Origin of the sequence: Nocardia niwae NBRC 108934 = DSM 45340 (assembly GCF_001613465.1) — a bacterium.
GTDB lineage: Bacteria > Actinomycetota > Actinomycetes > Mycobacteriales > Mycobacteriaceae > Nocardia > Nocardia niwae.
The window spans coordinates 53,596-67,429 of sequence record NZ_BDCK01000032.1 but is presented as its reverse complement, the minus strand read 5'-3'; the positions used below and the strand labels follow the sequence as shown (position 1 = coordinate 67,429).

At 68.1% G+C, this 13,834-nt stretch carries 12 protein-coding genes; 4 read left to right on the top strand and 8 right to left on the bottom strand.

The genetic code is table 11. The features are described 5' to 3' along the window. Positions 1–5 precede the first annotated feature (5 nt). Together NNI01S_RS23040 and NNI01S_RS23035 are read right to left on the bottom strand one after the other, a co-directional pair. A complete protein-coding gene (locus NNI01S_RS23040; RefSeq protein WP_063022213.1) occupies positions 6–869 on the bottom strand; it encodes an ABC transporter permease in 864 nt (287 codons plus the stop codon). Continuing rightward, the gene (locus tag NNI01S_RS23035; protein ID WP_063022212.1) at positions 866–1,768 is read right to left on the bottom strand and encodes an ABC transporter ATP-binding protein; all 903 of its coding nucleotides are present in this window, start codon (positions 1,766–1,768) and stop codon (positions 866–868) included. Before NNI01S_RS23035 ends, NNI01S_RS23040 begins: the two co-directional genes overlap by 4 nt. 336 nt (positions 1,769–2,104) lie before the next feature. On the opposite strand from NNI01S_RS23035, the gene NNI01S_RS23030 reads away from it, so the two are divergent. The 4 genes from NNI01S_RS23030 (at position 2,105) to NNI01S_RS23015 (ending at position 6,202) form a co-directional block, all read left to right on the top strand. Next, positions 2,105–3,844: a histidine kinase gene (locus NNI01S_RS23030; protein WP_084489216.1), complete on the top strand. Its 1,740-nt coding sequence runs from the start codon at positions 2,105–2,107 to the stop codon at positions 3,842–3,844. A 35-nt stretch (positions 3,845–3,879) separates the two neighbouring features. Then, complete coding sequence (locus tag NNI01S_RS23025) at positions 3,880–4,593, top strand: response regulator (protein ID WP_063022210.1); 714 nt, start codon at positions 3,880–3,882, stop codon at positions 4,591–4,593. A gap of 460 nt (positions 4,594–5,053) precedes the next feature. After that, entirely contained in the window at positions 5,054–5,326 is a 273-nt protein-coding gene (locus NNI01S_RS23020) for an SHOCT domain-containing protein (RefSeq protein WP_063022209.1), read from the top strand. A 69-nt stretch (positions 5,327–5,395) separates the two neighbouring features. Next, the gene (locus NNI01S_RS23015; RefSeq protein ID WP_063917619.1) at positions 5,396–6,202 is read left to right on the top strand and encodes an LLM class flavin-dependent oxidoreductase; all 807 of its coding nucleotides are present in this window, start codon (positions 5,396–5,398) and stop codon (positions 6,200–6,202) included. A 74-nt stretch (positions 6,203–6,276) separates the two neighbouring features. Here the strand turns inward: NNI01S_RS23015 and NNI01S_RS23010 are convergent, their stop codons facing one another. The 6 genes from NNI01S_RS23010 to lysS all read right to left on the bottom strand — a co-directional run bounded on the left by NNI01S_RS23010 (position 6,277) and on the right by lysS (position 13,675). Then, positions 6,277–8,832: an ATP-dependent Clp protease ATP-binding subunit gene (locus NNI01S_RS23010; protein WP_063022208.1), complete on the bottom strand. Its 2,556-nt coding sequence runs from the start codon at positions 8,830–8,832 to the stop codon at positions 6,277–6,279. A 289-nt stretch (positions 8,833–9,121) separates the two neighbouring features. After that, a complete protein-coding gene (locus NNI01S_RS23005; protein WP_063022207.1) occupies positions 9,122–10,063 on the bottom strand; it encodes an esterase/lipase family protein in 942 nt (313 codons plus the stop codon). 89 nt (positions 10,064–10,152) lie between these two features. Then, positions 10,153–10,737 carry an anthrone oxygenase family protein gene (locus NNI01S_RS23000; RefSeq protein ID WP_084489214.1) on the bottom strand — a complete coding sequence of 195 codons (585 nt, stop codon included), beginning with the start codon at positions 10,735–10,737 and terminating at the stop codon, positions 10,153–10,155. A gap of 134 nt (positions 10,738–10,871) precedes the next feature. Continuing rightward, positions 10,872–11,495: an FHA domain-containing protein gene (locus NNI01S_RS22995; RefSeq protein WP_039794674.1), complete on the bottom strand. Its 624-nt coding sequence runs from the start codon at positions 11,493–11,495 to the stop codon at positions 10,872–10,874. A gap of 205 nt (positions 11,496–11,700) precedes the next feature. Continuing rightward, positions 11,701–12,060 (bottom strand): histone-like nucleoid-structuring protein Lsr2, encoded by a 360-nt coding sequence (locus NNI01S_RS22990; protein ID WP_040864538.1) that lies wholly within the window; start codon positions 12,058–12,060, stop codon positions 11,701–11,703. Positions 12,061–12,175: 115 nt separating this feature from the next. Next, the gene (lysS, locus tag NNI01S_RS22985; RefSeq protein WP_063022206.1) at positions 12,176–13,675 is read right to left on the bottom strand and encodes a lysine--tRNA ligase; all 1,500 of its coding nucleotides are present in this window, start codon (positions 13,673–13,675) and stop codon (positions 12,176–12,178) included. Positions 13,676–13,834: the final 159 nt, after the last annotated feature.

Genomic DNA, 13,834 nt, shown 5'->3' with positions numbered 1-13,834 from the left:
GTGATTCACGCCAGATCGCGTTGGCGCATCAGCCAGATCGTGCCGCCCGCGAACAGCGTCAGGTAGACGAGCAGCACGACCAGCGATTCGGTCCGCGAGAGCACGTGCAACACACCGGGCGTGGCGGATCCGTCCACGGTGCGCATCGCCCCCGCCAGCGATCCGGCGGCCGTGCCGGGCAAATGATCGGTGAACACCTCGATCGGCGTGAAGATGCCCGCGACGCCGCGCAGCAGGTTCTCCACCACCAGCACCCAGACCAGCCCGAGGCCCACTGCCAGCGCGGGCCCACGGGCGATCGCGCCGATCAGCGCCCCCGCCAGCGTCCACATGCCCAGAATGGCGACTCCGGTGAGGATTCCGAGCAGTGATCGGTCCGGCGTGGGCAAAGTGAGCGGCTGCGACTGGGACGCCGCGATCAGCGCGGCCACCGAGAGGTCGGCGACGAACGCCGCGCACACCAACGCCACCACCACGGCCCCGAGACTCACCACCACCGCGGCGACCGCTTGCGTGCGTGAAGGCCCCTGGGTGAATACGGTCTTCCAGGTGCCCCAGCCGTATCCACTGCCGACGGTCAGCGCGCCGAGGATCAGCATCAGCGCGCCACCGAACATGGCCATGCCTTGGGTGAACACTTCGGGCACCGCGGCGGGCAGCATCTGCTGCAGCAGTGCCTCGCGCGGCAGTCCGTTGGACATCCGGCTCGATTCCCCGGACGTGTAGGCCAGGTAGTTGAACAGATAGGCGAAGGTGAGATTCAGCAGAATCCACGAGCCCAGAACGATCCAGAAGGCCGGCCACTTCCGCAGCCGCAGCAATTCGGCCCTCGTGCTCGCGACCAGATCGCGGATCGCGCTGCCGTTCATCGTGCGGCCTCCCATCGCGTCATCTCGAAGAACACTTCCTCCAGGGACTTCTCGTCGGCCCGCAGCTCCAGCAGATCCGCGCCCGCCGCCACGACCGCACGCGCCACGGCGGGCGCGGTAACGGTGTCCGAATCGATCCGGATGCCGTTCGCGGTCAGCAGCGCCGACCGTTCACCGACCAGCCGCCGCACCGCGGGCAAGGCCACCTCCGCGGGCTCGGCCCGCAACAGCAGCGACGAGTTCCCGCGCAACTCCGCGACGGTCGCTTCGGCGAGCAGCCTGCCCTGGGCGATCACGCCCACCCGATCGCAGACCGCCTGCACTTCGCTGAGCATGTGGCTCGACAGCAGCACCGTGCGGCCCTCGGCGGCCGAGGTCGTGATGAGCTCCCGCATTTCGGCCATACCGGCGGGGTCGAGGCCATTCGTCGGCTCGTCCAGAACGAGCAGGTCCGGGTCGCCGAGCAGAGCGGCGCCCACGCCGAGGCGCTGTTTCATACCCAGCGAATACGTCCGGTACTTGTCCTCGGCGCGACTCGCGAGCCCGACCCGCTCGAGCGCGTCCTCGACCTCCGGTCGCCCGAACCCGCGGTACTCAGCGAGCACGCGCAGGTTGTCGCGGCCGGAAAGATAAGGGTAGAAGCCGGGGCCCTCGATGAGCACGCCGATCCGGCGGACCACCGCGGGATCGCCGGGGCGATGCCCCGCGACCGTTGCCGTGCCTTCGCTCGGACGGATCAAACCGGCCAGCATGCGCAGAGTGGTGGTCTTGCCCGCGCCGTTCGGGCCGAGGAAACCGTAGATCTCGCCTGCCGCGACGCTCATGCTCACATCGTCGACAGCGGTGTGCTCCCCATAGCGCTTGGTCAACCCTCGGGTGACCACGATCGAATCTGTCATGCCTCGAGAATCCGCCGCCGCCCCGGTGCCGACATCCGTCGCCGGGCGACGATCGGCATACGTAGCTGGAACGACGACCCTCGCTGGCAGCTGCGCGGACGCCGCCGAATCAGCTGGAGCGGGGGTCGCTTCGGCGAGACCGAACCGACCGCGAACCTCGGAATCGACGCTATTGCGGCGAAATACGTTCCCATGCGGACGTCGAATCACGGCCGGGCCGCATAGGCTACGTGGGTGCGGGTGGCAGGGATTACGGATCGGGGTTCGGTCGGCTGGGACTGGGGCGTCGCACTCGTCGTCGCCGCGGTTCAAGTGGTCGGAGGCACGTTTGCGAATATGCGGCAGACCGGAGTGCACTCCCTCGACGCGCTCGGTTACCTGCTGTTGCTGGCCGGGCCGGTGGCATTGATCCGGCGGCGCGCGCAGCCCGTGGCGGTGCTGGTCGTCGTGCTCGCCGTGTGTATCGCGTACTTCCTGCGCGGCTACGGGTACGGCCCGATCTTCGTCTCCCTGGTCGTCGCCTTCCTGACCGCCGCGAGCCGCGGATCGCGGTGGTGGACCTATCCGCTCGTCCCGCTCGGGTATCTGGCGCTGGTCTGGCCGCTGCCCGCGCTGCTGGGCCGCCCCGCCGACCTGTGGCAGGTCTTCGCGCTGATGGCGTGGCTGTCGGTGCTGCTGCTGGCGGCCGAGGGCATCCGGCAGCGCAAGGCCGTAGTGATCGCGCGCAGGCAGCGCGCCGACGCCGCGCGCCGGGACGAGGAAGCGCAGCGCGAGCGGCGTGCCAGCGAAGAACGGCTCGCTATCGCCCGCGAACTGCACGACGTGCTCGCCCACAGCCTTTCGATGATCAACGTGCAGTCCTCGGTGGCGCTGGAACTGCTCGACAAACGCCCGGAACAGGCGGAGACGGCGCTCACGGCGATCAAGAACGCCAGTCGCGACGCCCTCGCCGAGGTACACGCGCTCCTGCACACGATCCGCTCCGGCAGCGAGCCCACCGACCCCGGTGAGCAGTCGCCCGTGGTCGACGCGGAGGAGACCGGGCGCCGGACGGCAGAGCCCGAGCCGCCGCCTGCACCGCGCGCGCCCGCGCCGAGCATCAGCGACTTGGACGACTTGTTGCAGCGCCCTCGTACCACCGGGCTGACCGTCGGCACGCGAGTGCTCGGCACGCCGCAGCAACTGCCCAGCATGATCGACGTGGCGGCGGCGCGGATCATCCAGGAGTCGCTCACCAACGTGCTGCGCCACGCACCCGGCGCCGAGGCCACCGTGACCGTGCGCTACACCCCGGACTCGGTCGACATCACCGTCGACAACAGCCGCCCGACCAGCGCCCCCACCCGCTCCGGCACCGGCGGCGGCAACGGCATCATCGGCATGCGCGAGCGCACCCACGCCCTCGGTGGCGCCCTCACCGCGGGCCCCCGCCCCAGCGGCGGGTTCCGGGTGGCGGCCCGGCTGCCCACGCGGACACCGGAACCCGGCGCTACCGAGACCGCCTCGGTTCCACCCGCAGCGCCGACCGAGACCGACGCGGCGTCAGGAGTCCAGGCTCGTAGCACCCCGGCAGCACCAGCGCAGGCCGGAAACCACGCGGCATCGAACGCGCGGCTTCAGCACAACCCGGGAGCATCAACGGAGGCCGGAACGATCCCGGAATCGAACGCGCAGGCCCAGCAGAACCCGGCAGCAGCCCGGGGCACAAACAACCCGGCATCACCAGCGCAGGGTCGAAACAATCCGGCCTCACCAGGGCAAGCCCAGAACACCGCAGCGTCGAACGCGCAAGCCCGGAACACCCCGGCGTCAGACGCCCGGAGCCGGAACGACGCGGCTGTGGAGGCGACGGACCGGGAGGCCGCGCCGGCCAGCGCCCGGCTACGCGGCGCGGCGGCATCGGCAGCCGGACCGGAGGCGGAGGGGCCGCAAACGTCGCCGACAGGTGCCGGGACCTCACGCTCGGCCGCCCCCGGCACGTCCGGTCCGAGCGAAGCCGAGTCGCGTACGACTCCGGGCCGAGCCGCCGATACGACCGGACGCCCCAGCACTTCGGCCGGTCGCGCGCGGCACTGACGGGATCGAGGCGGCCCCACGGCGGAGGAGACCCGATGCACGACCACGACGATCCGGCCCGGCCGAGCACGGCGACCACTCCCTGCGGCGGCATCCGGGTGCTGGTGGCCGATGACCAGGCGCTGGTGCGCGGCGGTTTCGTCGCGCTGCTGGACGCCCAGGACGGCATCGAGGTGGTCGGCGAGGCGGACAACGGCGAGCAGGCCGTGCGGATGGCCCGCGAGTTGCGCCCCGACGTGGTCTTGATGGACATCCGCATGCCCATCCTGGACGGTTTGGCCGCCACCCGCATGATCGCCGAGGACCCACGGCTGACCGAGGTACGCGTGGTCGTGCTGACCACCTTCGAGCTCGACGAGTACGTCTTCGAGGCCATGCGCTCCGGCGCGACCGGATTCCTGGTCAAGCACACCGAACCGGCCGATCTCGTTCGAGCCGTCCGCGTCGTCGCCGCGGGCGACGCTTTGCTCTCCCCCGGCGTGACCCGCAGACTGATCGCGGAGTTCTCCGCACGCGCCAAAACCCCGCCACCCGCCACCCTGGCCGAACTCACCGACCGCGAACGCGAAGTGATGACACTGGTCGCCGAGGGGCTGACCAATGCCGAAATCGGCGAACGCCTCTACATGAGTCCCGCGACCGCCCGCACCCACGTCAGCCGGATTCTCACCAAACTGCACGCCAGGGACCGCACCCAGTTGGTGGTGCTGGCCTACGAATCCGGGCTGGTCCGCCCGGGCTGGCAGTGAGGAACATCAGCGCACCGGCGCGGCCGTGGGAATTGCTCGTCGAGCCCCTTTCGCCATGGTCTTGCCTGCGGTGTCGCCGCCGCACTGAACACTCCGAATCGGGACAACCGGAAGAGGGCCGGTCGGCGAGGGCGGCCGCACGCGCCGACCAAGTTTATTCATCAATGATTTCCTGGATGGGCACCTCGCGCTCCACGTCCGCTGTTCTTCCGCCTCGCGGTGTTCGGCAGGACGCGAACGAGGCCGGAATTGGTAGGGCGTCGGCACGCCGACGGAAGGATATCGACCCATGGCAATTCTGCAGCGAACCGCATTTTCCAGGTATAACGCTCTTTAGCAAATAACTGGTAAATCACTGCGCCAGGAGCGGACAGCAGTTCGAGCGTACGTATCCGAGCGTATTCCGAGTGACGACGCGCGACCGATGCCCCCGACTCGCCCCTCGGCGCAGTCTTTTCGCATGAACATTTTCACTCGACCCGAAGCCGTGAGTTTCCTGGCCGACGCCTACGACGGGGCGTGGCACCCCTGGCCGTTCTTCTGGATCCTTCCTCTGCTGTTCTGGCTGACCGCCGTGACGGTACTGGTGGTGCTCGTCCGGCGGCGGTTCATCGGACATGCGAGCGGTGTCGGCGCGTTGCGCACCGCGTACGCCCGCGGCGAGATCACCGAGGAGCAGTACCGCAGCAGGCTCGCCGTCCTGAGCGAACCGCGGCACAGCGGCAAGCGCTAGCCGACCAGCCTGCCGTCCGCCACCGGCGTCGCGCGAGCGCCGGCCTTTCACGATCGGGAGACCCCACCCATGACCATGACCTTCGGAATCGTCCTCACCCCGCGCTCGGGAGCCGACTGGGCGCGCGAGGCGGCCGCCGGCGAACAGCAGGGTTACCGGACCCTTCTGCTGCCCGACACCCGGTTCACTCCCTCACCGTTCCCGGCCCTCGCCGCGGCGGCTGCCGTCACCACGAGCATTCGATTGCGCCCCAACGTCCTCGCCGCGCCGCTGCGCACCCCCGCCGCCACCGTCAGGGAGACCGCGGCCCTGCAACTGCTGTCGGACGGGCGCTTCGAACTCGGGATCGGCTCGGGACGACCGGACGCGGCCGCCGAAGCGCAGTGGCTCGGAGCCTCCTGGGGCTCGGCCGCGCAACGCCGCGCGCATCTGGTCGCCACCATCGCCGCCGTACGTGCTGGAGTGACTCCCGCGCCACCGGTCGTGATCGCCGCCAACGGCCCCAGAATGCTGGCGACCGCGGCGGAATTCGCCGACCGTATCCTGCTCGCCGCAGGGCCTGCCGCCACCGAGTCCGCGTTGGCCGACCTGGTCCGCACCGCGCGTGACGGCACCGACCGCACTCTGCGCTTCTCCCATCAGGTGGTCGGCATCGGGCAGCGGCTCCCGCTCTGGACGGCGACGAAGCTCGGACGGAACGCCGACGAACTGAGCGCCGCGGGCGCGGCGGGCATGCTTCCGGCGGAGCCGTCGGCCGCCGCCGAGATCCTCGAGCACCGCCGGGAGAAGTACGGCATCGACGAGGTGATCGTGCCCGGCGAACTCGCCAACGACTTCGCACCGATCCTCGCCCATTTCGCCGCGCGGGGTTGCTGACCCGAGCTGCTACGGGAACACCAAAAAGCCCGTGCCCACCGCCATACGGTGGGCACGGGCTTTTCGATTGCGACTTACTCGCCCGAGGCAGCCTCGGTGGAGCCTTCCGCCGCGCCGGTCAGCACGACTTCGGGCTTCTCTTCGGACTGCGCCTTGGTCAGCTTCGCCTTGCCGGTGAAGGTGAACTTGGCGTCCTCGCCGGAGCCCTCGCCGTCCCAGCCCTCGACGTCGACCTGAATGGTCTGGCCCGGACCGATCTCGCCGAAGAGGATCTTCTCCGACAGCTGGTCCTCGATCTCGCGCTGGATGGTGCGGCGCAGCGGCCGGGCACCGAGCACGGGATCGAAACCACGCTTGGCCAGCAGGTTCTTGGCGTTCGGGGTGAGCTCGATCGCCATGTCCTTGTTCTTCAGCTGCGTGGCGACGCGGCCGATCATCAGGTCCACCATCTCGACGATCTGCTCGTTGGTGAGCTGGTGGAAGACGATCACGTCGTCGATGCGGTTGAGGAACTCGGGGCGGAAGTGCTTCTTCAGCTCGTCGTTGACCTTGAGCTTCATCCGCTCGTAGTTCGAGCCCTCGTTGTTGGACTGCGAGAAGCCCAGGCCGACGGCCTTCGAGATGTCCGAGGTGCCGAGGTTCGAGGTGAAGATCAGCACCGTGTTCTTGAAGTCCACGGTCCGGCCCTGGCCGTCGGTGAGGCGGCCGTCCTCCAGCACCTGCAACAGGGTGTTGTAGATCTCCTGGTGGGCCTTCTCGATCTCGTCGAACAGCACGACCGAGAACGGCTTGCGGCGCACCTTCTCGGTGAGCTGACCGCCCTCCTCGTAGCCGACATAGCCCGGAGGGGCACCGAACAGCCGCGAGGCGGTGAAGCGGTCGTGGAACTCGCCCATGTCGATCTGGATGAGCGCGTCGTCGTCGCCGAACAGGAAGTTCGCCAGCGCCTTGGACAGCTCGGTCTTACCGACGCCGGACGGGCCGGCGAAGATGAACGAGCCGGACGGGCGCTTCGGGTCCTTCAGGCCCGCACGGGTGCGGCGGATGGCCTTGGAGACGGCCTTGACCGCGTCCTCTTGGCCGATGATCCGCTTGTGCAGCTCGTCCTCCATGCGGAGCAGACGGGTGGTCTCCTCCTCGGTGAGCTTGAACACCGGGATACCGGTCCAGTTCGCCAGCACCTCGGCGATCTGCTCGTCGTCGACCTCGGCCACGACGTCCAGGTCGCCGGAGCGCCACTGCTTCTCCCGCTCCGCCCGCTTGGCGACGAGCTGCTTCTCCTTGTCGCGCAGCCGCGCGGCCTTCTCGAAGTCCTGCGCGTCGATCGCGGACTCCTTCTCCCGGCGCGCCTCGGCGATCTTGTCGTCGAATTCGCGCAGGTCCGGCGGCGCGGTCATCCGGCGGATGCGCATCCGCGCGCCCGCCTCGTCGATCAGGTCGATCGCCTTGTCCGGCAGGAACCGGTCGTTGATGTAGCGGTCGGCCAAGGTGGCGGCAGCCACCAGCGCGCCGTCGGTGATGGAGACGCGGTGGTGCGCCTCGTAGCGGTCGCGCAGGCCCTTGAGGATATTGATGGTGTGCTCGACGGTCGGCTCGCCCACCTGCACCGGCTGGAACCGGCGCTCCAGGGCGGCGTCCTTCTCGATGTACTTGCGGTACTCGTCGAGGGTGGTCGCGCCGATGGTCTGCAGCTCGCCGCGGGCCAGCTTCGGCTTCAGGATCGAGGCCGCGTCGATGGCGCCCTCGGCGGCGCCCGCACCGACCAGCGTGTGCAGCTCGTCGATGAACAGGATGATGTCGCCGCGGGTGTTGATCTCCTTGAGCACCTTCTTCAGGCGCTCTTCGAAGTCACCGCGGTAGCGGCTGCCCGCGACCAGAGAACCCAGGTCGAGGGTGTAGAGCTGCTTGTCCTTCAGCGTCTCGGGGACCTCGCCGTTGACGATGGCCTGCGCGAGCCCCTCGACGACGGCGGTCTTGCCGACGCCGGGCTCGCCGATCAGCACCGGGTTGTTCTTGGTACGGCGGCTGAGCACCTGCATGACGCGCTCGATCTCCTTCGAGCGGCCGATGACCGGGTCGAGCTTGCCCTCCAGCGCTGCCTGCGTCAGGTTGCGACCGAACTGGTCGAGCACCAGCGAGGTGGACGGGGTGCCTGCCTCGCCGCGCGAACCGGATTCCACCGGCTCCTTGCCCTGGTACCCGGACAGCAACTGGATGACCTGCTGGCGCACCCGGTTGAGATCGGCGCCCAGCTTCACCAGCACCTGCGCCGCCACGCCCTCGCCCTCACGGATGAGGCCGAGCAGGATGTGCTCGGTGCCGATGTAGTTGTGACCGAGCTGCAGCGCCTCGCGAAGGCTCAGCTCCAGCACCTTCTTGGCGCGCGGGGTGAACGGGATGTGCCCGGACGGGGCCTGCTGGCCCTGGCCGATGATCTCCTCCACCTGGCTGCGCACGCCTTCCAGCGAAATGCCGAGCGACTCCAGCGACTTGGCCGCGACGCCCTCACCCTCGTGAATCAGCCCCAGCAGGATGTGCTCGGTGCCGATGTAGTTGTGGTTGAGCATCCGGGCCTCTTCCTGGGCCAGGACAACGACACGCCTCGCGCGGTCGGTGAACCTCTCGAACATCGCTCCCTCACTCTCCTGCTCCGACATTCTGGCAACAGACGCCGCAGTGTGCTGTGTACAACAACCGTGGGCGTCAGCCTGCCATGAAGCCCGGGGGTTGCGGCCCCCGCCTCCACTCTAGTTGGCGGGGGATGCCACCGCCGCCGGTCCACCCTATTGCCGACCGGCGACAGCACGGTCATTCACTCATAACGTGGGCGTCGCGGGATTCGTTTCCGGCCGGGTTTTGCCCTCAGCGAACAAACCGTCCGCCGGCCGGTCTCCGCCGCACACGTACGACTTCGGCCGCCTACCCCGCGTACGGGTCGACGAAACCGCAGGGCACCGGGCGTTGATGCGCGGGATCGAGCGCGTTGAGCACGTAGGTCGCGGCCCTCTGACTGCCCGCTATGCCCGTATGCCCAGAGTAGTCCGCCGCGCACCCGTCCTGAACCACGATATTCGTCACTCGTGGCCCGGTGACCAGTCCGGCGGTGTACGGGACCACCAGTTCGTCCAGCGCGGTCGCGATGTTGGTGTAGGTCACGTCGGGGTGATAGACGCCGTCCGCGTTCAGCGCACGGACGAACTCGGAGCCTTGCAGCACCTGGCGGCAGGCCATGCACGGCGACCCGGCCACCGCGTCGAGTAGCGGGCCGAGACCCAGCCGCGTGCCGAACTCGTTGAGGTCCGCCATGCCGCCGGCGTTGGAGCCGAGCCACGGCGGGGCCAGCCCGACCATCTTGTCCACCTTGCCGGAGCCCGCGAGCCGTTTGACGAAGTAATTGCCGATGAAGTTGCCCTGGGAGTGGCCGATGAGGTCGACCTTCGCCGCGCCGGTCGCGGTGCGTACCCGGTCGACGAAGGCGGCGAGCTGGGCCGCGCTCCGCTCGATGGGGAGCATGCCGCCGATGGCCGACGCCGGCCACGGCAGGTCGTAGGCGCCGAACGTGGCGGAGTACACGCAGTAGCCCTCATTGGCCAGCAGCGGCGCATACACGCCCCAATTCGTCTGTGCGCCACCGCCGGTGCCGTGCACGAGAACCACCGGGTTCGGATGGGCGGCGCCCGGCCTGCAGGACCAGTCGTTGGTGCCGGGCAGTGAACCGCCCGGGTGCGCCAGTTCGGCGGGGATGCCCGCGAAGAAGTTGAATTCAACCGGATATCGCTCCTGCGCGTGCGCCGCGCCCGCGGTCGCGCACACCACGGCGAACAGAACGATGAACAACGAAAAGCCTGGGACACGCCGCACGATAGCCTCCCGGTCCGGTCTCGTCTTCCCGGGAAGCTACCGCACGGAGTGGCCCAGACGGAGCAGATTCCGGCGGGTCGTCGCGGAAACTAGTTCTGACCGAACGCGGGCGCCCCGGAGTGATGCGCCGCGTACCGGTCCGCGGTCACCTGGCCTCGGGTCTGCGCCGATGCCTTGCCATGCTGGACGCCCGCGACCACCAGCGCGCCGCACAGCACCAGGAAGGCCAGCGTGTGCAGGACGCCGCGCAGCACGTTCCAGCGGACCCAGGCGGATTCGAAGTCGGCCCGCACCGCGGCGAGGTCGGTGATCGCCGCCGGGTCACCCGCCGCGGCCAGCTGGTCGTTGAGCGGGACGTTCAACCCGGAGGTCACCGCGAAGGCGATGACGTTGAGCACCAGTGCGAGCACGATCCAGATCAGCGTGCCGCGGTGCTCGCGCCCCAGGTGCAGCGCCGCCGCCAGGACGGTGAACCCCACCGTGCCGAGGAAGGCGATCATGAACCAGGGATTGATGATCACCACGTTGATCTTCTGCATCACGTCGATCATGGCGCGATCGTCGGTGCGGGCCAGCGCGGGCATCACCGAGTTGGCGTAGGCGTAGAAAAGGCCCGCGATCAGGCCCGTCGCCAGCGTGGCGAGCACCAGTGCGGCGAGGCGTGCGGCGGTCATGACTTCCTCCTGCTGGGAAACCGCCCGGAGTCGTTCGTCGCTCCGGCTGCGTGTCTCCCAGTCAAGCCGCTGCCCCCGTGACTCTCCATGGTCGAGAAGCTCGACCGGCTAAGCGAGCGTCTACGGTTGAGGACTCACAGGTCCCGATCGGAAATGAGCCCACTCTGCATGGCCAACCCCGCCAGCCGTACCCGCTTCTGGTTCTGCGGCAGATCCTCTACCCCGAACTTGGCGAACAGGGCGCGCAGATGGGTCTTGATCGCGTCCACGCTGAGGAACAGCTCCTCGGCGATCTGCTGATTCGAGGCGGGAGTGGCGAAACCCGCGCCGTGCTTGTACGGACGGCACAGCGCGATCAGGACCGAGCGCTGCGTTTCGGTGAGCGAGCGCGCGGTGGGTATCGAACCGGTGGACGTGCGGGTGATGTCGTCGGATACGCCGCCGAAATCGTGAAAGGACACCCGAGAGGTGCCTACCCGGATGACATCGCCCGCCATCAACCTGCGGCGGCCGACGAGCCGATCCCCGTTGACGAACGTGCCGTTGCGGGACAGGCCGTCGTCCACGATGGTCCAGTGCGCACCCAGGTATTCGACCGCCGCGTGCAACCGGGACACCTCGGCGTCCCAGCTCAGGGCTAAATCGGCATGCGGGGACCGGCCGATGGTGACGCGCCCGCGGTCAGGCGTCAGCGTGAACTCCTGCTGCCGGCCGGCGTCATCGGTGAACCGCAAGAATGATCCGACGAATCCTGTCACTGTGCCGATACCTCACCTCTCCATACCGCCAGTGACCGTCGCACGTTTCCATGGTGCCGCCTCCCGGTACCACGAGCAAGATCGATTCATCCCCTGGGGACGGCCCACCGTGTGATCTGGTCTCGCTGCTATATCGAAGCCCTATCACAAACAAGACCGCCGCCCCGACGTCGCACGATTCGCCGGGACGGCGGCCGAAAAAGAACTATCCCTTCGCGGCCTTGTTGTACGCGTCGGTGATGTCGGCGGAGATGCGGCCCCGCGCGGACACCTTGTGTCCATTCCGACGCGCCCACTCACGAATTGCGGCGCTTTGTTCCCGATCGATCGACACCCGGCTCTTCGGAGTGCCCGCGGCGGCCGCGGCAGCCTTGACCCGGCGCCGGCCGCTCACCCGGCGCGCATTCGAAACCCACTCCTCCAAACCGTCGCGCAGCTTCGCCGCATTTGCCGACGACAGGTCGATCTCGTACGACACACCGTCGATCGCAAACTCGATGGTCTCGTCTGCGATGGACTCACCGTCGACATCGTCGATCAGGCTAACGGTGACCTTCTTTGCCATGAGATGAACGTCCTCTCGAAATCGTGCGACCCGCATACTAGGCCGATTACCCGAGGCAAGAATACCCCGAATTCCGGAAATTCCAAGACGGAGCCGCTGCTTTGCAATCCAGTGGTCACCTGGTGACCGGACGCACAATTGGGAACAGTATCGTTTCTCGGATTCCCAATCCGGTCAGCGCCATCAACAACCGATCGATTCCCATACCCGTTCCGGTGGTCGGCGGCATGCCGTGCTCCATCGCCGCGAGGAAGTCCTCGTCCAGCACCATCGCCTCGTCGTCACCCTGCGCGGCGAGCCGAGCCTGATCGACGAACCGCTCGCGCTGGATCACCGGGTCCACCAACTCCGAATAGCCCGTGGCCAACTCGAAGCCGCGCACATAGAGATCCCACTTCTCCGTCACGCCGGCGGTGCTGCGATGCTGCCTGGTCAACGGGGAGGTCTCCACCGGGAAGTCGCGCACGAAAGTCGGCGCGTACAGCTTGTCGCCATACTGGTGTTCCCAGAGTTCCTCGACGAGTTTCCCGTGGCCGTAGCCCTTGCCCTCCGGAATTTCCAGACCGACCCGATCGGCGAGCGCGCGCAATTCGGCGACCGACGTTTCCGGAGTGACCTGCACACCCAGCGCGTCGGACAGCGAAGGGTACATCTCGACGGTGGCCCACTCGCCGCGAAGATCGTATTCGGTGCCGTCGGCCAGGGTCACTACCTGCGTGCCGAACGCCTCCTGGGCCACTTCCTGCACCAATTCCCGGGTCATCACCGCCGAGTCGTCATAGGTGCCGTATGCCTGGTATGTCTCCAGCATCGCGAACTCCGGGGAATGAGTGGAGTCCGCGCCCTCGTTGCGGAAGTTCCGATTGATCTCGAAGACCCGTTCCAAGCCGCCCACCACACAGCGCTTCAGGAACAGCTCGGGCGCGATACGCAGGTAGAGGTCCATGTCGAGGGCGTTGGAACGGGTGACGAACGGCCGGGCCGCCGCGCCGCCGTGCAGCGTCTGCAGCATGGGCGTCTCCACCTCGAGGAAGCCCCTGCGCTCGAGCGCGTTGCGCAGCGCGCGCACCACGGCGATGCGGGTACGGGCCATTTCCCTGGCCTCGGGACGCACGATCAGGTCGACATAGCGCTGCCGGACGCGCGACTCCTCGTTCATCTCCTTGTGCGCCACCGGTAGCGGTCGTAGCGCCTTCGCCGCCATGAACCAGGAATCGGCCATGACGCTCAGTTCCCCGGTCCGCGACGAGATGACCTCACCGTGCACGAAAACGAAGTCACCGAGGTCGACATCGGCCTTCCAAGCGGCGAGCGCGTCCGCGCCGACCCCGTTCAGGCTGATCATCGCCTGCAGCTTGGTGCCGTCACCCTCCTGCAGTGTCGCGAAACACAACTTGCCGGTATTACGCAGGAATATGACGCGTCCGGCGACGCCCACCTGTTGCCCGGTGGCGGTGTCGGCGGCCAGGTCCGGATATGCGGCCCGAATTTCCGCCAGGGTATGCGTGCGCGGCACGACGACGGGATAGGCCTCGCCACCGCCCGCGAGCAGCCGCTCCCGCTTCTCCCGGCGAATCCGTATCTGCTCCGGGGCATCGTCGGCGGCGGGCGCCACGGCAGGCCGCGAATCCGATGTCGATGCGCTGGAAGATGCAGAGTTCGGGGTGCTCACATCGAACAACCCTAGCGTGCACCGGAAATCGTTTTGCGCGCCGCCCGCACTCCGGCCCGTAGTAACGAAACGGTATCGATGCGAGGCCCCACCCGGGACGCC